A 16,569-nucleotide genomic window follows, 5' to 3' on the forward strand; every position below is an offset into this window, starting at 1 on the left:
ACGGGCTACGGTCGGTTCTTAGTCAGCCAACTAACTAAGGAGACGATCCATGATCGTGGTAACCGGTGCGACCGGGAACATCGGGCGGCATCTGGTGCGGACGCTCGCCTCGGCCGGCGAGCGGGTGACGGCCGTGTCGCGGCGGGCGGCGGACCTGCCCGACGGCGTACGGCATCGCCAGGCCGACTTGGGCCGATCCGAGAGCCTTCGCCCCGTGCTCGAAGGCGCCGCCGCGCTCTTCCTCCTGATCGCCGGAGAACAGCTCGTCACCGGCGCGAGCCCCCATGCGATCCTCGACGACGCGAAGGCCGCCGGGGTCGGGCGGGTCGTCCTGCTGTCCTCGCAGGCCGTGGCGACGCGCCCGGAGTTCGTCTCGCACGCCAGGCTCCGGGAGTTCGAGGACGCGCTGCGGCAGGCCGGTCCGGACTGGACGATCCTGCGGCCGGGAGGGTTCGCCTCCAACGCCTTCGCCTGGTGCGAGCCGATCCGCGCGCACCGGACGGCCGCGGCGCCGTTCGGCGACGTGGGACTGCCGATCGTCGACCCGGCCGACATCGCGGAGGTCGCGGCCGCCGCCCTGCGTGAGCCGGGCCACGCGGGGCGCACCTACGAGCTCACCGGGCCCGTCGCCGTGACACCGCGCGAGCGCGCCACGGCGATCGGCGAGGCGCTGGGCGAGCCGGTGCGGTTCGTCGAGCAGAGCAGGGAGGAGGCGCGTGCGCAGATGTCCCGGTTCATGCCCGAGGTGGTGGTGGAGGGCACCCTGGCCATCCTCGGCGAGCCGACGGACGGCGAACGGCGGGTGAGCCCCGACGTCGAGCGCGTCCTCGGCCGCGCGCCCCGCACCTTCGCCGAGTGGGCAGGCCGCAACATCGCCGCCTTCAGGTGACGCTCCCACGACGGCCGTCATCGCCACTGATCCGCACGCTCGTGCTGCGATTCGCGGCCGAAGGACCTCCTGGCTGCCGTGCCGAGCATCGGTGGTGGCGCGTCCACACCGGCCGTGCCACACTCACTGTTCTATAACTCATCATAGAGTTATAGAACGATCGGAGCATGGCATGCGAGATGTGTTGGCCTGGCGTGAGCCGGTCCCGCCGGACGGGACGATGGGCGAGCCCCGAGCGCGGGGCCGATTCGGCGAGTACGGCGGACGGTACGCGCCGGAGTCCCTGGTGGAGGCGTGCCGCGAGGTGGACGAGGCGTTCCGGGAGGCCTGGGCGGATCCGGGGTTCCGCGGCGCCCTGGCGCGGCTGCTCGCCGTGCACGCCGGGCGGCCGACCCCGCTCACACCGGCCCGCCGGCTGTCTTCGTCTATGCGGTGTCGCTGATGGGCACCACCGGTGAGCGGGCCGCCCTCGCCGCTTCGGCGGCGGAGCTCACCGAGCGGATCAGGCGCGTCACCGACCGGCCGGTCTTGCTAGGATTTGGCATTTCCACCCCGGACCAGGCACGCGAAGCCCGCCGGCACGCCGACGGCGTGGTGGTCGGCGCCGCGGTCATGCGGCGGGTGCTCGACGGGGCTGGTCCGGAGGACCTGCGGGCCTTCCTCGCGACCCTGCGGCAAGCCCTCGACCAGGAGTGTGACCGACCACGATGACCCCCGACGCCGGGCACGAGGCGAGATACCGCGCCATCGCCGCCGACCTCGCCGCGAAGATCCGGTCGGGACACTACGCCCCCGGTGAGGTCCTGCCGCCGCAACGGGAGCTGAGCGCCTCCTACGGGGTGACCCTCATGACGCTGCGCCAGGCGTTGCGGGAGCTCAGCGACCAGAGACTGATCGTGCAGCAGCCCGGCAGGGGCACGTTCGTCGCCCCGCCCCACCTGGCGTACCAGCTCGACTCCCTCCGCAGCCTGGTCGACGACCTGCGCAAACAGGGCCACGACGTGCGCACCGCGGTGGCCGGGCGGGCGGTGCGCCGGGCGCCCGCCCGGATCGCCGCGGAGCTGCGGCTGCGTCCCGGCGACACCGCCCTGCGGCTGGAGCGGGTCCGCGAGTTCGCGGGACGTCCCGCCGTACACCAGGTGTCCTGGGTCCGCCGGCCGGTGGCCGACCAGATCCGCGACCGCGACTTCACGGCCGTGTCCCTCTACACGGCCCTCGCCGACGCGGGAGTGACGGTCGCCCGGGCGTCCGAGGTGGTTCGGCCCGGTTTGCTCGACCCCGCCGCCGCCCGCCACCTCCACGAGCCGCAGGGCAGCCCGGTGCTCGTCAGCACCCGGATCACCTACACGCTCGACGCCACGCCCGTGGTGTCCGACCATGCCACCATCCTCGGCAGCATGATGGAGATCCGCACCGAACGCGCCGCCACCGGCCTCTCTCTCACCTGGGGCGCCACCAGCTGACAACCGGTCTGCGGTCCGTCCCACCGTGGCGACGAGGCCGGCCGCCGGCCGCGCTGACTCGTAGAGATCGACGGGTGCAGCTAGAAATCTACAATGTAAAGGCGTTGGCTTCGCTCAGAAAACAGCTGAGCAACCCCCGACAATCTCCAGCTGCGCCCTGACGGCAGTCCGTCAGCGGGTCCGACGGGGTCCTTGGCCGATCAGGTCCAGGGCTGTGAGCAGGAGTGGCAGTGCGGTCAGCCAGGCGAGGTGGACCGGTTCCCAGGTCGGTTCGCTTGGTAGAGCCAGGGCCAGTACGGGCCGCGCAGTCTTCGTACAGCCACCAGCTGCTGGTGGATTGCTTGACGGTCGGGATGTGCTCCCGTTGTGCCGGGGGCAGGGCTTGGACGACGGGGTCGATCGCCGCGGCCCAGAGCGGGATCCAGGACTGGTAGTCGGGGAAGGCGCAGTAGGTGACGGTGCGGTGTTCGCGGCAGGTTCGGGCGTGGGGTGACAGGTAGCGGTCGCGGATCTGGGCGGGGAGGCGTTCGGGGTGGCCGGTTCCTGGGGCGCCAGATGGCGACGAAGGTGTCCTGGATGACTTCGTCGACGAGGTCGGGGTCGGCGCAGCGGCGGGTGAGGCGTAGGCGTAGCCAGGGTGCGTGGCGGTGGTGGAGGGTTTTCAGCGCGCCGGTGTGCTGGGCGGCGATGGCGGTGAGGAGTGTGGCGTCGTCGCCGCCGAGGTCGGTGGGGGGTGGTTGTGCGCGGCGTCGGAGGTGTCGGTGCACATCTTGTCTATCGCGCTGTGGGGGTGATCCGGTTCCGGGTCGGGGCTTTTGGCCGCGAGCGGGATCCGCCCGCTGGCCGGCGGGGCCACCCGGGAGACTTGGGTGCTCCGATCGGCCGGGCCGTTCGTTCCCGCGTCGGCCCTGTGTGGGGTCACTTGGTGGTGGGGCGGGCGCGGACGTGCATGCGTTCGCCTTGGGGGCCGAAGATGATGAGCATTTCGACGGGGTGGGGGTCGGCGCTGGCGAAGGCGTGGGGGAGGTGGGTGTCGAATTCGGCGGCTTCGCCGGTGGTGAGGACGACGTCGTGTTCGCCGAGGACCATGCGCAGGCGGCCGGACAGGACGTAGAGCCACTCGTACCCCTCGTGGACCCGGGGGTCGAGGGGGGCGCCGGGGTCCGGTGACGGGGGGATGATCACTTTGTAGGCGTGCAGGCCGCCGAGATGGCGGGCCAGGGGGATGAAGGTTCTGCCGTGCCGGGTGAAGGGGCGCAGGTGGACGCGGGGGTCGCCGGTGGCGGGGGCGCCGACGAGTTCGTCCAGGCGCACGCCGTGGGCCTTGGCGAGGGGGAGCAGGAGTTCGAGGGTGGGTTTGCGCTGGCCGGATTCCAGGCGTGACAGGGTGCTGAGGGAGATGCCGGTCGCCTGGCTGAGCTGGGCGAGGGTTACGTCGCGTTCGCGGCGCAGGGCCCGCAGTCGCGGGCCGACGGCGTCGAGGACGCCGGTGAGGTCTTCGTCGGCCATCTCTATATTGCCACTCCGGCAAGAAGGTTTGTCAAACGAGCGGGGGTGGGCGGACCATCTCGGTGAACGCGGGGAGTGCGCGGTGTGTGCTTTCCGGTCTGCGGGACGAGAGGGATGGCCGATGGGTGAGGATCTGGGCGTGGCGGCGCGGCACTGGGACGCGCGGTACGCGGAGCGGGATCGGGTCTGGAGTGGTGAGCCCAACGTGATGCTGGTCCGCCAGGTGGCGGCGTTGCCGGCGGGGACGGCTCTGGATCTGGGGTGTGGCGAGGGGGCGGACGCGATCTGGCTGGCCGGGCGGGGGTGGCGGGTGACGGCGGTGGACGTGTCGGGGGTGGCCCTGGAGAGGGCGGCGGCGCGGGCCGCGGAGGCGGGGGTCGCGGGTCTGGTGGACTGGCAGCGGCGTGATCTGGGGGTGTCGTTCCCGCGGGGGGTGTTCGATCTGGTGTCGGCGCATTTCCTGCATTCGCATGCGGAGCTGCCGCGTGAGCGGATCCTGCGGTGGGGTGCGGCGGCCGTGGCGCCGGGCGGGGTGCTGCTGGTGGCGGGGCATGCCGGGCCGGCGCCGTGGGAGGCGGACGCGCATCCGGGGCTGACCCTTCCCACGCCGCGGGAGGTGCTGGAGGCGCTGGACCTGCCTCCCGGCGGGTGGGAGGTGGAGGTGTGCGAGGAGTACGAGCGCGTCCAGGACACCCCGGACGGCCGGCCGGTCGCGCGTACCGACAACGTGCTGAAGGTGCGCCGCCTGCCGGGATGAGAGCGGCCGGCCGGTGGGACGGGCCGGCGTGGACTCCGTGGACGGTCTGCCCGGCGCGGTCCGCCCGGTGGGGTCGGTGCGGTCTGCGCGGCTTCCCGGGCGCTTTCCTCGCCCCACAGGCGCCGCATCTCGGGGCAGGTGCGCAGCGGTTCGGTGAGGGTGCCGCGGCCGGCGACGCGGCCGGCGGTCCAGGACGGTGATCTGGTCGGCACGCTGGAGTGCGGCCGGGCGGTGGGAGACGACGAGCACGGTGGCGCAGCCGGTGCCGTCGCGGGCGGCGCGGGCGACGCGTTCCCGCAGCGGTGTCTCGGTCATGGCGTCGTCGGCGAACCGGCCGGCGAGCGGGGGCAGCACGGTGGTGGTGGCGGCGATGGCGGCGGCGGGGGCTGGTGCGGAGCGGCGGCGGGGGCGGGGCAGCCGCCGGACCTCCCGCCGCGCCGCCGTGGTGGTGTGGGGTGAGGTGGTGGTCGGGGCTACACCCGCTTCCGCAGGTGCAGCAGGTACTGCTCGCGGTTGAGCGGGTCGGGGCCGGTCGGCCGCCGGGTGGGGGGCGCGCCGCGTACCGGTTCGTGGTGGCCGAAGGCCAGCTCCAGGACGCCTTCGCCGTGGGTGAGCGCGCTCAGCCGCCGGCGCAGGTCGTGGGCGCGGGCGGCGCGGATGTCGCCCTCCAGCGTGGTGACCTGGCCGGATGTCGCGGTGGTCTGGGTGGTCGCGCCCAGGCGGGCGAGGACGGGCAGGACCGTGGCGGTGGTGGCTGAGGGGATCTCCAGGTGGAAGCGGTGGACCGGCTCGCACACCACCGTCCCGGCCCGGCGCAGGGCGCTCATCAGGACCAGCGGCGTGAGCAGGCGCAGGTCGCGCGCGGTGGTCTCGGGGGAGGCGTAGCCGCAGTCGGTCATGGTGACGGCGCAGTCGAGGACCTGCCAGCCGCGCAGGCCCTGGCGCAGCGTCTGGCGGACGGTGTCCTGGACGGCCTGGTGGAACTCCTCGACGGACTTGTAGATGTACAGCGGGATGGATTCGACCTTCAGGTCCAGTTCCACGCGCACGCCCGAGCCGGGGGCGGCGGGCTCGACGCGCAGGCCGGCCGTGGCGAGGAACGGGTTGGCCGGTTCGCCGATGCGCTCGACGGCGACGCCGGTGCCGGCGGGGCGTTCCACGCAGATGGTCGTGGTCTCGCGGAAGTCGGCCCGCAGGCCGTAGTCGGCGGCGAGGGTCTGCTGGATGACCTCTTTCTGCACCTCCCCGTACAGGGAGAGGAACAGTTCCTGGCGGACGTCGTCCTGGCGCAGGTTGATGAGCGGGTCCTGTTCGGCGAGCTGGGTGAGTGCGGTGTGCAGGGCGCCCTTGTCCTCGGGGTGGTGGGGGACGACGGCCGTCTCCAGCGCGGGCGGGGGGAAATGCCGCTCGTGCGGGGGTGTGGTCGGTGTGGCGCCGATCGGGTCGCCGATCCGGACGCCGGTCAGGCCCCACACCTTGCCGATCTGCCCGGCGTGGACCGAGGCGCGGCGGACGGCCGTCCCGCGGTCGAAGACCTGGACGGCGGTCACCTTGGCCGGGGTGCCGCGCTCGCCGAGGGGAGGCCGGTCGCGGGTGCGCAGGGTGCCGGAGAACATGCGCACGTAGGCGATCTTCTCTCCGGCGGGGCCGCGTTCGACCTTGAAGACGCGGCCGGACACCGGTGCGGCGGCGTCGCCCGCGGCGGCGGGCAGCAGTTCGACGAGGCCGGCGGTCAGCGCGTCGACGCCGGCGCCGGTGACGGCCGACCCGGCGAACACCGGGTGGGCCAGGGCGCGGCGGGTCTGGTCGGCGAGCGCGGCGCGCAGCCGCGCGTAGGGGACGGCCGCCGGGTCCTTCAGCCAGGAGGCGAGGAGTGCGTCGTCGTGGCGGGCGAGCAGGTCGGCCAGCGCGGTGGTGAACGCGCCGTCGCCTGGGCCGCGGGTGGTGAAGCGGGCGGCGGGGGTGCCGAGGTCGTGGGCCGCCCCCATCGCGACCACGTCCGGGGTCAGCGTGTCGCGGATCTGGTCCAGGACGCGTCCGGGGTGCGCGCCGCGACGGTCGATCTTGTTGATGAAGATCAGCGTCGGGATGCGCAGCCGCCGCAGCGCGCGGGCCAGCACGCGGGTCTGCGCCTGCACGCCCTCGACGGCCGAGACGACCAGGACGGCGCCGTCGAGCACGCTCAGCACCCGTTCCACCTCGGCGATGAAGTCGGGGTGGCCGGGGGTGTCGATCAGGTTGACCGTGACGCCGGCGATGGCGAAGGACACCACCGCGGACTTGATGGTGATGCCGCGCGCGCGTTCCAGGTCGAGGGTGTCGGTCTGGGTGTCGCCGTCGTCGACGCTGCCGGCGCGGTCGATGACACCGGCGGCGAACAGCAGCTGCTCGGTGAGGCTGGTCTTACCGGCGTCTACATGCGCGAGGATTCCTAGGTTGAGCGTGGGCACGGAGCGTCATGTCCTCTGGGTAGGCGAAAGGTGTCTGCGAGGTGGACATGAACGCTTGCCGCATGGCTCCGTCTCCTGGCTCCGAGGACTGTTCGCCGCGAGTACAACAGACCCCGCCCGGCCGGGACAACCCGATTTCCGGCCCGGCGCGGCAAAGTGATGGTCATCGGGCCGTCCTGGCGTGGCGGGTGAGGACGGCGGCGCCGGCGCAGGACGTGAGAGAGCGGGCGGCCGGGCTCGCGTACGCCTGGCCGCCCGCTCGTGATCGACCGGTGGAACCGTGGGGGACGGGCGCCGGCCCGTCCCCCACGCGCGGTCAGAAGCCCGCGGTGATGCGGGTGAACTCCCACTCGCCGGAGGGGACCCCGGCGCCGTTGGCGCGGTCGCGGTTGACCGACCAGTAGGCGAACCGGGTCAGGCCCTTGGACTTGGCCCAGTCGCGGATCTGCGTCCAGGTGGCCGGGGAGGTGACCTCGGACTGGTCGGACAGGCCGTTCATGCCCGAGATGCCCATGTGCGCGTACGCCTGGGCGTCGGTCCAGCCCCACGCGCTCTTCAGCGCGTTCTTCAGGCCCTCGGAGGCGTTGACGGTGTCGTTGTACATGTTGCTGCCGCCGAAGTCGAACGGCATGATCGTGTAGTTGTCGATCGGCACGTTCAGCGCCTTGGACTGGTTGATCAGCCGCACGCCCGGCGCCGTCGGGCCGGTGGTGGAGGTGCCGAAGGTCAGGACGATCTTGACGTTCGGGTTGTTCTGCTTGACGATCTTCAACCCGTTGAGGATGCGGTCCTGGACGGTGTAGTTCTCGAACTCGTCGGTGTTCTCGATGTCGAAGTCCACCACGGCCGGCCCGACCGCGTTGATCACTGACTGCACCGCGTTCGCGTAGGCCTGCGGGGTCGAGCAGTTGGGGCCGAGCTTGTTGCCGCTCCAGCCGCCGAAGGAGATCTGGACGCTGCCGCCCTTGGACTTGATGGTGTTGATGGCCTGCTGGTCGGTGCCGCCGGTCAGCGCGCGCTGGCCGTCCCAGGCGGGGGTGCAGCCGCCGCTGGAGAGGATGAAGGCCATCGTGAAGGACTTGATGCCGGTGGCGTCCATGACGGTGCCCGGGTTGGGCGGGTTGCCCCAGCCCATGTACAGGTACGGCGCGCCCGGCATCTTGCCGGGGCCGGGGTTGGTGCAGCCGGTGGTGGTGGCGGTGACGTCACGGCCGGCCGACTCGCCCGAGGCGTTGTAGGCCTTGACGGTGTAGGTGTGGGTCTCGCAGGTGCCGAGGCCCGAGACGGTCGCGCTGGTCCCGGAGACCTGGACCTTCTGCGTGGCGCCCTCGTAGACGCGGTAGCCGGTGACCGTGCCGCTGGAGGCGCCCCAGCTCAGCGCGATGCTGTTGCCGGAGGGGGTGGCGGTGACGGTGCCGGGCTGGCCGGGCGCGCCGGTGCCGCCCTGCGTGGTCGCGGTGACCGCGGCGCCGGCGGCCGAGCGGTTGCCCGCGGCGTCACGCGCGCGGACGGTGTAGCTGTAGCTGGTGGAGGCGGCCAGGCCCGAGTCGGTGTAGGTGGTGCCGGTGGCCGTGGTCACCAGGGTCGTGCCGCGGTACACCTCGTAGCCGGTCACCCCGACGTTGTCGGTCGAGGCGTTCCAGGCCAGCGAGACGCTGCTGGAGGTGGTGGCGGTGACGCGCAGGTTCGAGGGCACCGAGGGCGCCGTGGTGTCGGTGCCGCCGCCGGTGACGGCCTTCCACAGGGCCGGGACGCGGTCGGGCTCCCAGCCGGGCAGCGAGGTGTGGCTCTGCAGGCATTCGTACTCGACGCCGTTGTAGCTGACGCGGGCGCCCACGGTGTAGGCGGTGTACGGGGCCCAGGCGGCGGCGGCCAGCGTGCTGGAGGCGGCGCTCGTCTGCTGCGCGGCGCCGGCGCCGGCGAGCGAGGGGATGCCCAGGCCCGTCATCAGGACGGTCAGGACCGCGAGGAACAGGACGCGGAGTCTCACGTGACACTTCCAGGGGGGTGGGGGGTGTGGAGTGTGCCTAAGGCTCGCCCGCGACCGTGCCGGGGGGCGGAACGGCTGCGGGCCGGGGTGCGCGGCCGTCGGCCGGGCTGCGCCGAGAGATGGCGTCGGCGTCGCTTCGGCCGGCGGGCGAGGTCATCCTCTGCGCGGGGTGATCGAGGAGCGGCCTCGCTGAGGGCGTAACTGGGGGGCGGAACCGAGGCGAAGGGCAGGTGACGTCCCTGTACCTCCCTTTTCATTAGGAAACTTTCCTAATAGTTCCGGATTGTAGCCCGCCCCCTCGACCCCCGCAAGGGTCCCCGGCCGCCTGCCCGCAGGCCGGTTCGGTCAGGCCAGGCCGGCGTCGTGCGCCAGCGGCGCGATCTGCGTGCGGTTGCCCAGGCCGAGCTTGGCGAGGACGCTGGACACGTGCGCCCGCGTGGCGATCGGCACCCTGAACGGCAGGACGGTCGCGGTCTCGGGCGGGGACGACAGCACGGTGCGGGTGTGCGACCTGACCGTCAAGCCGCTGGTCGACCGCCCGCCGACCGGGCACACCGCGGCCGTCGAGACCGTCGCGCTCGGCGTCCAGAACGGCCAGGCCGTGGCCGTCTCGGGCGCCTTCGACGGCGTGCTGATGAGGGGGGACCTACGACCGTCATTGCCGGTCACAGCCGCCGGTTGTCTAGTATGTCCGGATGATCGTGCCCGCCGTGAGCGTGACCGGCGAGATCCAGATGCGTCCCCTCACGCAGGCCGACGCCGAGCCCCTGGCGCGGGCGTACGTGCGCAACCGCGACCACCTGCGTCCCTGGGAGCCAGAGCGCCCCGAGGACTTCTTCACCCCCGCCGGGCAGGCCGCCCGGGTGGGCGACCGGCTGCGGGAACAGCGGGAAGGCCGGGTGCTCGCCCTGGTCCTGGCGGGAGCCGGCCGGATCGTCGGCACCATGACCCTGGCCAACATCGTGATGGGCCCGTTCCGCAGCACCGACCTCGGCTACTGGGTCGACGCCGAGCACAACGGCCGCGGCCTGGCCACCAAGGCCGTGGAGCTGGTGTGCGAGCTGGCCGGGGAGCATCTCGGGCTGCACCGGATCCAGGCCAGCACGCTGGTCGGGAACCTCGCGTCCCAGCGGGTCCTCGGCAAGGCCGGGTTCACCCCGATCGGCATGGCGCCGACCTACCTGCACATCGACGGCGCCTGGCGCGACTGCCTGCTGTTCCAGCGCATCCTCAACGACCGCCGCCCGCCCCTGTGAGGCACGCCCGTGAAAGGCGGACGCCGGGCTCGCGGTTCGCCTGACCGGGGACGCCGCTGCCTGGTGCGCCGGGAGCGGTGGTCAGTGACCGGTGGTGAGCGCGCCGAGGGCGGCGGCGCGGTCGGCGGGGGCCGGCGGGATGTACTGGCGGGTCGTGTCCAGGCGCTTGTGGCCCATGAGTTCGGCGACCAGGACCAGGTCCGTGCCGGCTCGTACCAGTTGGGCGCCGAAGGTGTGGCGCAGGATGTGCGGGGCGAACGGCCGGCCGGGCTCCTCGCCGAGACCGGCGTCGCGGCCGAGACGGGTGATGATGTGGCGGGCGGCGCGGTCGGTGAGTCGGCCGCCGCGCGCGTTCAGCAGCAGTGCGCCGGTGTCGGCGCCGGGCCAGGTGAGGCGCTCGCTCAGCCAGGTCCGCACGGCGTGGCGCAGGTCGGGGTGCAGGGCGACGGTGCGGGTCTTCTCGCCGTCGCGGCCGTTGCCGCGCACGCGCAGGTCGCCCTCGTGGGCGGAGACGCGCACGTCGGCGACGTCGAGGGCGACGACCTCGCCGATGCGCAGGCCCGCCAGATAGGGCAGCAGGGCGATGACGGTGTCGCGGGGGGAGGCGGCGGCTTCCACTCGGCGCAGGTAGCGGCGGATCTCATCCTCGTCCAGGGCTTTGGGCGCGGTGCGCCGCCGCGCGCGCTCACGGCCGGCCTGGACGGCGGCCAGGCCCCGGCGTGCGTGGAAGTCGTCGGCGGCGGCGAGCACGTTGTCGATGGTGGTGGCGGCACGGCGGCCGTTCTTCAGGTGACGGCGGTAGTCGCGCACCGCCGCTGTGGCCGCGGCCGGGTCGGCGAGCGGGTCGCCCTCCAGGAGGCCGTAGGCGGCGGCCTCGCTCATCCAGGCGAGGTAGCCGCGTACGCGGGAGATGTACTTGGTCTTGCTGGAGTCGGCCAGCGGGGAGCGGCGTAGCCTGCGGCTGTAGTCGGCCAGCACCGCGGCGTAGGGCTCCGGGAGCGGGGTCGGCCGGCGGCCGCGCCGGACCGGTGGCGTGGCTCCGGAAGCGGTCGCATCGGCCCGCGATGCCTCGCTCCGCGCGTTTCCGGAAGTCATAGCGGCCACTTTACTTCCGGAAACGCGTGATTCCGGAAACGGGTGTAGCCTGGAACGCACCGAGGATACTTCGTGCGTTGGCACTCAGGTCGGCGTCACCCGCGGCGATAGACCGCTATCGGCCCTTCGAGGGGCCTGGACAGGCCAGGCGATCATGACGCCGACCGTTCTCTCCCATCTGACACCGCTGAGCGCCGTCGCCGGCGCGCCCCCCGCGATCGACTCCGCGGTCCGGCTCAGGCTGGATCCCGTCCTCGGCCGGCGGGGCACCGTGGACGGGGCGTGGTGGCCTCGCTCCCGTAACGCCGCCGCCGAGCTGCCCGATCTCATCGCCGCCGTCGACCAGCGGCTGGACCGGATCACGCTACGCGTGGGCCTGCACGTGGACGCCTGGGACGATATCCCGCACCGTATCCCCGCCCGCGGGCGGCAGGTCCGGGTCGGCTGGTTCCGCTACACCGATCCCCGCCTGATCACCCTGATCCTCATGGGGAGCGAGCCCCTGATCCTGCTGGTCGTCCCGCCCGGCACCGCGGACGGCACGGCCACGGCCGCGCTCACGCTCGCCGCCCGAGGTGTCCGCCTGCGCCCGGCCGACATCATCACCGCCGCTCACCGATCCGCCGCGGCCGGCATCGGCGCGCTCGATGCGGACGAAGCGGACACCTGGGAGAACGAGGGCGGGCACACCACCGCGCAGCCTGCCACCACCTGTGCGCACGCGCTGTCCACCGGCCTGCTCGAGCCGCGCCGGCACCGCCGACCGGCCACCGGCCGTCACCCCGCTCTCACCGTTTCTCCGATCGGAGCCTTCTATGACCGTGCTTGACGCCTACCCGCACGGCAGGGCGGGCCCGTCCGGCCCGACCAGCCTGTATCTGACCGGCACGATCGACATCTTCACCAGTCAGGCGCTGCGCGAGCGTCTGCTGGGCGCCCTGCGCTCGAGCACGAGCCTGCTCATCCTCGAGTTGTCCGGCGTGTCGTTCATCGACGCCTCCGGCCTGGCCGTCCTGGTCGGCATCCAGCACCGCGCCAAGTCGATGGGCATCACCCTCGCCCTGGCCTCGCCGCCCCCGTACATGTCCAGGCTGCTGCGCGTCACCGGCCTGGACCGCAGCCTGCGGATGGCGGTGTGACCGGGTGCGCGAGCAGATCACGGGCGAGGACCACATCCAGGACCACGTTCACGGCTACGACGGGCGATCACCGTTCCCGGACACCGCAGGCGCCCCGCGCCCAAGCACTATCCGCGCTGGGGACCGCGGCCCGGCATGTATGTGCCGGCCGTTGGGTTCGGGAAGTGTCCCCTCGTGACCCGGGTGGTTCCGCGGCGGGTCAGCAAGGCAATGGTCGCGCGTTCGCGTCCGTGCCGCTGTCTGGAGCTACCGGATTGTCGGCTGTCAGGGAGTGGATGCGTGGTATCGGCGAGGGCAGCAGCCAGAGCAGCGACAGCGCTCCGCCGACGGCAGCGATGAGGAGGGTCACCCGGAGGCCGATGAGGGTGGCGAGGAGGCCGCCGAGGACGGCGCCCACGGGGCGTAAGCCGTAATTGATCGTGCTGTACGCGCCGGCCACTCGACTGCGCATGCCATCGGGGATCACGTCCGCCTGAAGGGAGTTGAGGTTGACGTCGAACAGCATGACGCCGACGCCGGAGAGGAACTCGGCCAGGGCCAAGGCTCCGGCGCGAGCCCAGAGGGGGCCGCCCGCGGCAGCGGCGATGGCGATCGGTGCCGGGAACAACACAGCGCCCACGACGATGCTGCGGCCCACGCCGAGCCTTCGCGAGACCTTCGGGGCGATCACCGCGCCAAGAAGCGAGCCGATGGCGCCGATCCCGAACGCCATGCCGATGACCCCCGCGGTCAGTCCGAGGTTCCGGCTGGCGAACAGCACGATCAGTCCACTGCCCGCGACAAAGGTGAAGAAGTTGACGGTCGCCGCGCACCCGAGGCTCGCCTGCAGCACCGGGTGACGCACGACGAACACCAGTCCCTCCCTGGCACGCCGCAGCAGCGGGGGCGCCGCTTGGTCATGGGCGGCCGGCGGTTCGTCGATCCAAACCCGACCGACCAGAACCGCAGACGCCAGGAACGTCAGGGCGTCGAGGACGACGGCAACGGGAGCGGTCAACGCCTGGACCAGAGCACCACCGATCGCCGGTCCGGCGACATACGACGCGGAACGGCTGGCACTGAGCTTGCTGTTCGCGTCGACGTAGGACGACCGAGGCACCAGGTGGGCGAAGAACGGCGGATAGGCGGTGTTGAACAGCACCCCGGCCGCGCCCGTCAGCAAGGCCACGACGTACAACTGGCCAAGCGTCACCGCCCCCAAGAGATGGGCGGCCGGGAGAGACAGCAGCACTGCCGCCCGCACCAAGTCGGCGAGAACCATCAGGCGCCGCTTGTGGACGCGCTGGTCGACCCAGGCACCGAGGACGATCGCGAGCAGGTTCGGGATCCAGATGAGCGCGGTCAGCCACGCCACCTGATTGGCCGACGCGTGCAGCGTCCCCACCGCGATCAGTGGCAGCGCCAGTTCGGTGATCCGGTCGCCGAACTGCGAGATCGACTGGCCGGCCCAGAAACGACGGAACCGCTGATCCCGCCACAGAGACACGGGTAATGCCTGGTCCGTGGCGCTCATGACGACCCGCCGGTCTGCTCCTCGGCACCCTCCGGCAGGACGTAACGCAGCAGCCGGACGCCACGGCCGTCGGCCGGACGCGCGGCCTGGTCACGCGTCACGTAGGGCGCGAGAACACGCTCGATCGCGTCCTCGATGGCGGCGAGTTCATGGGCGGAGACGACGACGCGGGTGTTGGCCAGACCCGCAAGCCGCCGCCACGCAGGATCGAGCGTGGGCTCGACCTCGGCAGCCCACCGGTTCGGCAGGTCTGCGGAGCGCAGGAACATCTCCCGGGACAGGACCCGCGCAGCCGCCCTGCCCTCCTCATCGTCCGGATCCTCCGGCACCTCGAACCGGAAGCCCCGCGCCACCGCCTCCCACCGCCGCTGGCGACGGTCCGGGCCGGGCTCGGCATCGCGGACCAGACCGAAGCCCGCCAGATGCCGCAGATGCCAGCTCGTCACCGACGGGGTCGCTCCCACATCGGGCGAGAGTTGCGTCGCCGTCGCCGGCCCGTGCCGCTGAAGGCGTTCGAGGATCGCCAGCCGCACCGGATGCGCCAGAGCCCGCATCGCCAGCGGATCAGTGATCTCGATATCACCCAGACGATTACCAGAATCCATGATGTGAGAGTTTCCTCTCACATATTGTGAGAGTCAAGTCTCACGTCTCCGGACACCGGGCAGCCGCTCGTCCCTGGGTGACGAAAAGGCCGTGCCCCCGGGTGGCCGTACTCCTTGTCGGCCGCACCCGCCACCGTACGGCGGCCGGTGCGGCCGACCGGCGCCGACGCCGGGCTTGAGCGCAACGGAACGGCCGGGGAGCGCGAAGGCTCTGGCGGCCGCGGTCGAGACGGTGACCCGCCTTCGTGCCGTCACCGGTGACGGCACGGGCGGCTGAGCAAGAACCGGCCTCGGGCCGGCCCTCGGCGGTCGGTCAGTTCGCGGCGTGCGCGCCCGCGGTTCGGCCCGGCTTCGCCAGGCTCTTGGTGGTGTCCGGGCAGGGCGGCGTGCTGAACACCACGCCGTCCAGGAAGTTGCCGATAGAGGGGTTACCGCCCGCGGCCGACACCGATTCGAAGGAGAAGCGTGTGGTGGTCTGTCCCGGAGGTACGACGTACACCCCGGTGTAGTGGCCCCAGGCGGTATTGCCGTCGGAGATGTCCGGGGAAGAGGCCCCGGACGGGACTTGAGCCACGGTCGCGCCCGGTGCGCCGATGAGCACGCGCATCACGTCGGTGCCCAGGCGGCCTCGGTGGTACAGCGACCAGGTCAGCGGGGTTCCCGGAACGGTGGGCAGGTCTTGGTAGAGCGTGGAGGCCTGACTGGCATTGAGTTCGGCGAACTGCTGGCCGTCGGCCGCCGGGACAACGATCCCGCCTGCGGTCTGGCCGCCGCGCCAGAACTCCAGCCGGTGGTCGGTGGCGGTGGTGTGCCAGCCGACGCCGGGGTTGGTGGAGGCGTCGGGGATGGTGTAGTCGACCGTGGCCACCGGCGGGGACTCGAAGCTGCCGTTGACCAGGTTGACCGGTTTGTAGGCACAGGTGACGGCGACGGTCACCGTGGCGGTGCTGGTTCCGCAGGCGGTGGTGACGGTGTAGGTGAAGGTGTCGGTGCCGGCGAACCCCGCGGCGGGGGTGTAGGTCACGTTGCCGCCGGAGATCGTCGCGGTGCCGTTCCGGGGCTGGGTGACGCTGCTGATCACCGGTGAGCTCCCGGTGTCGTTGGCCAGGACGGGCACGCTGACGGCCCTGCCCTGCGTGGTGGTGGCGCTGTCGTCGGCGGCCTTGGTGGGCGAGATGGACTGCCCGCCGACGATCTGGATCGCAGGGGCGGGTGTGTTGTTTCCGAGCTGGCCGGGAGCGGCGATGACGCTGCTGATCCCGGTCGGCCGGATGGTCATGGCGCCCCCGATGGTGCCCTGCCTGACCCGGAAGGTGATGACCTTCGGGGACGGGTCGGTCTTGGTGCCCGCCGAGGTGATCGACAGGCTGTTGCCGCTGATGGTGCCGGTCCCCGACTGGCCGACGACATCAGCGTAGGCCAGCAGGGACGACAGGTCCCAGGTGGTGGTGTAGCGGCTGACCAGCAGCGGCCACTGGGCCGTGCGGTGCGCCAGGGTGAGGGTGAAGATGCCGCCCGGTGCGATCTGCCCGCCCCACAAAGACGGCGAGGTGTCGACCGAGACCGACCCGCTGCCCAGCCTCATGCCGAACGCGTTCTTCCAGTAGTAACTGACGGGGTAGGTCGTCTGCCCCTGCCGGACACAGGGCGTGGCGGCGGCTCGCGTGACGGTCTGCCGCACCGTGGTGGCGGCGTGCGCACCGGTGGTACCGGCCGCCACCTGCGTCCCCGGCACGGCCAGCAGCGCCAGGGAAGCGCGGGCCAGTGCGGTGAGCGCGGACCTGGATCGTTGTGACATCTACTTGAGCTCCCACTCTGTCGTGAGGGATGTCCTCGAAGATCAACTTCACCGCGAACATTACTCTGCGGAGTCGGCTCGTCACGTCAGGTGTGCGCGTGTTCC

18 protein-coding genes are annotated in these 16,569 nt (G+C 72.1%); 10 read left to right on the forward strand and 8 right to left on the reverse strand.

Annotation, left to right across the window (positions count from 1 at the left end; translation table 11 throughout):
• Nucleotides 1-49 precede the first annotated feature (49 nt).
• The 5 genes from DQ384_RS23165 (at nucleotide 50) to DQ384_RS41435 (ending at nucleotide 3,146) form a co-directional block, all read left to right on the forward strand.
• The gene (locus tag DQ384_RS23165; protein WP_114030974.1) at nucleotides 50-889 is read left to right on the forward strand and encodes an NAD(P)H-binding protein; all 840 of its coding nucleotides are present in this window, start codon (nucleotides 50-52) and stop codon (nucleotides 887-889) included.
• Between the two features lie 172 nt (nucleotides 890-1,061).
• Nucleotides 1,062-1,331 (forward strand): hypothetical protein, encoded by a 270-nt coding sequence (locus DQ384_RS43035; protein ID WP_245966707.1) that lies wholly within the window; start codon nucleotides 1,062-1,064, stop codon nucleotides 1,329-1,331.
• Complete coding sequence (locus DQ384_RS43040; RefSeq protein ID WP_245966708.1) at nucleotides 1,331-1,600, forward strand: tryptophan synthase subunit alpha; 270 nt, start codon at nucleotides 1,331-1,333, stop codon at nucleotides 1,598-1,600. Before DQ384_RS43035 ends, DQ384_RS43040 begins: the two co-directional genes overlap by 1 nt.
• Complete coding sequence (locus DQ384_RS23175; RefSeq protein ID WP_114030976.1) at nucleotides 1,597-2,352, forward strand: GntR family transcriptional regulator; 756 nt, start codon at nucleotides 1,597-1,599, stop codon at nucleotides 2,350-2,352. Before DQ384_RS43040 ends, DQ384_RS23175 begins: the two co-directional genes overlap by 4 nt.
• 641 nt (nucleotides 2,353-2,993) lie before the next feature.
• Nucleotides 2,994-3,146, forward strand: coding sequence for a hypothetical protein (locus DQ384_RS41435; RefSeq protein WP_181871356.1), 153 nt, complete (start codon nucleotides 2,994-2,996; stop codon nucleotides 3,144-3,146).
• 124 nt (nucleotides 3,147-3,270) lie between these two features.
• Here the strand turns inward: DQ384_RS41435 and DQ384_RS23185 are convergent, their stop codons facing one another.
• Entirely contained in the window at nucleotides 3,271-3,861 is a 591-nt protein-coding gene (locus DQ384_RS23185) for a helix-turn-helix domain-containing protein (protein WP_114030977.1), read from the reverse strand.
• A 121-nt stretch (nucleotides 3,862-3,982) separates the two neighbouring features.
• Here DQ384_RS23185 and DQ384_RS43685 point away from each other — a divergent pair, with 121 nt between their 5' ends.
• Both DQ384_RS43685 and DQ384_RS40510 read left to right on the forward strand, forming a co-directional pair.
• Nucleotides 3,983-4,618: a class I SAM-dependent methyltransferase gene (locus DQ384_RS43685; RefSeq protein ID WP_114030978.1), complete on the forward strand. Its 636-nt coding sequence runs from the start codon at nucleotides 3,983-3,985 to the stop codon at nucleotides 4,616-4,618.
• 153 nt (nucleotides 4,619-4,771) lie between these two features.
• Nucleotides 4,772-5,077 (forward strand): hypothetical protein, encoded by a 306-nt coding sequence (locus DQ384_RS40510; RefSeq protein WP_147268871.1) that lies wholly within the window; start codon nucleotides 4,772-4,774, stop codon nucleotides 5,075-5,077.
• 14 nt (nucleotides 5,078-5,091) lie between these two features.
• Here the strand turns inward: DQ384_RS40510 and DQ384_RS23195 are convergent, their stop codons facing one another.
• The 3 genes from DQ384_RS23195 to DQ384_RS42285 all read right to left on the reverse strand — a co-directional run bounded on the left by DQ384_RS23195 (nucleotide 5,092) and on the right by DQ384_RS42285 (nucleotide 9,727).
• The gene (locus DQ384_RS23195; protein ID WP_114030979.1) at nucleotides 5,092-7,068 is read right to left on the reverse strand and encodes an elongation factor G; all 1,977 of its coding nucleotides are present in this window, start codon (nucleotides 7,066-7,068) and stop codon (nucleotides 5,092-5,094) included.
• A 316-nt stretch (nucleotides 7,069-7,384) separates the two neighbouring features.
• Nucleotides 7,385-9,058, reverse strand: coding sequence for a carbohydrate-binding protein (locus tag DQ384_RS43690; RefSeq protein ID WP_114030980.1), 1,674 nt, complete (start codon nucleotides 9,056-9,058; stop codon nucleotides 7,385-7,387).
• 345 nt (nucleotides 9,059-9,403) lie between these two features.
• Nucleotides 9,404-9,727 (reverse strand): helix-turn-helix domain-containing protein, encoded by a 324-nt coding sequence (locus tag DQ384_RS42285; protein WP_114030981.1) that lies wholly within the window; start codon nucleotides 9,725-9,727, stop codon nucleotides 9,404-9,406.
• A 26-nt stretch (nucleotides 9,728-9,753) separates the two neighbouring features.
• On the opposite strand from DQ384_RS42285, the gene DQ384_RS23210 reads away from it, so the two are divergent.
• Entirely contained in the window at nucleotides 9,754-10,314 is a 561-nt protein-coding gene (locus DQ384_RS23210) for a GNAT family N-acetyltransferase (RefSeq protein ID WP_245966709.1), read from the forward strand.
• An 81-nt stretch (nucleotides 10,315-10,395) separates the two neighbouring features.
• On the opposite strand, the gene DQ384_RS23215 is transcribed toward DQ384_RS23210, so the two are convergent.
• Nucleotides 10,396-11,409, reverse strand: coding sequence for a tyrosine-type recombinase/integrase (locus DQ384_RS23215; protein ID WP_114030982.1), 1,014 nt, complete (start codon nucleotides 11,407-11,409; stop codon nucleotides 10,396-10,398).
• A 154-nt stretch (nucleotides 11,410-11,563) separates the two neighbouring features.
• Between DQ384_RS23215 and DQ384_RS23220 the strand changes: the two genes are divergently transcribed.
• Together DQ384_RS23220 and DQ384_RS23225 are read left to right on the forward strand one after the other, a co-directional pair.
• Entirely contained in the window at nucleotides 11,564-12,238 is a 675-nt protein-coding gene (locus DQ384_RS23220) for a DUF5994 family protein (RefSeq protein WP_114030983.1), read from the forward strand.
• Nucleotides 12,225-12,548 (forward strand): STAS domain-containing protein, encoded by a 324-nt coding sequence (locus tag DQ384_RS23225; RefSeq protein WP_114030984.1) that lies wholly within the window; start codon nucleotides 12,225-12,227, stop codon nucleotides 12,546-12,548. Before DQ384_RS23220 ends, DQ384_RS23225 begins: the two co-directional genes overlap by 14 nt.
• A 199-nt stretch (nucleotides 12,549-12,747) precedes the next feature.
• Here the strand turns inward: DQ384_RS23225 and DQ384_RS23230 are convergent, their stop codons facing one another.
• The 3 genes from DQ384_RS23230 to DQ384_RS23240 form a co-directional block, all read right to left on the reverse strand.
• Nucleotides 12,748-14,061 carry an MFS transporter gene (locus tag DQ384_RS23230; RefSeq protein WP_114030985.1) on the reverse strand — a complete coding sequence of 438 codons (1,314 nt, stop codon included), beginning with the start codon at nucleotides 14,059-14,061 and terminating at the stop codon, nucleotides 12,748-12,750.
• The gene (locus DQ384_RS23235; RefSeq protein ID WP_114030986.1) at nucleotides 14,058-14,666 is read right to left on the reverse strand and encodes an ArsR/SmtB family transcription factor; all 609 of its coding nucleotides are present in this window, start codon (nucleotides 14,664-14,666) and stop codon (nucleotides 14,058-14,060) included. The genes DQ384_RS23230 and DQ384_RS23235 overlap by 4 nt, the downstream gene beginning before the upstream one ends.
• 313 nt (nucleotides 14,667-14,979) lie before the next feature.
• Nucleotides 14,980-16,464 carry an Ig-like domain-containing protein gene (locus tag DQ384_RS23240; protein ID WP_114030987.1) on the reverse strand — a complete coding sequence of 495 codons (1,485 nt, stop codon included), beginning with the start codon at nucleotides 16,462-16,464 and terminating at the stop codon, nucleotides 14,980-14,982.
• Nucleotides 16,465-16,569 lie beyond the last annotated feature (105 nt).

This window comes from Sphaerisporangium album (assembly GCF_003323745.1).
Classification (GTDB): domain Bacteria; phylum Actinomycetota; class Actinomycetes; order Streptosporangiales; family Streptosporangiaceae; genus Sphaerisporangium; species Sphaerisporangium album.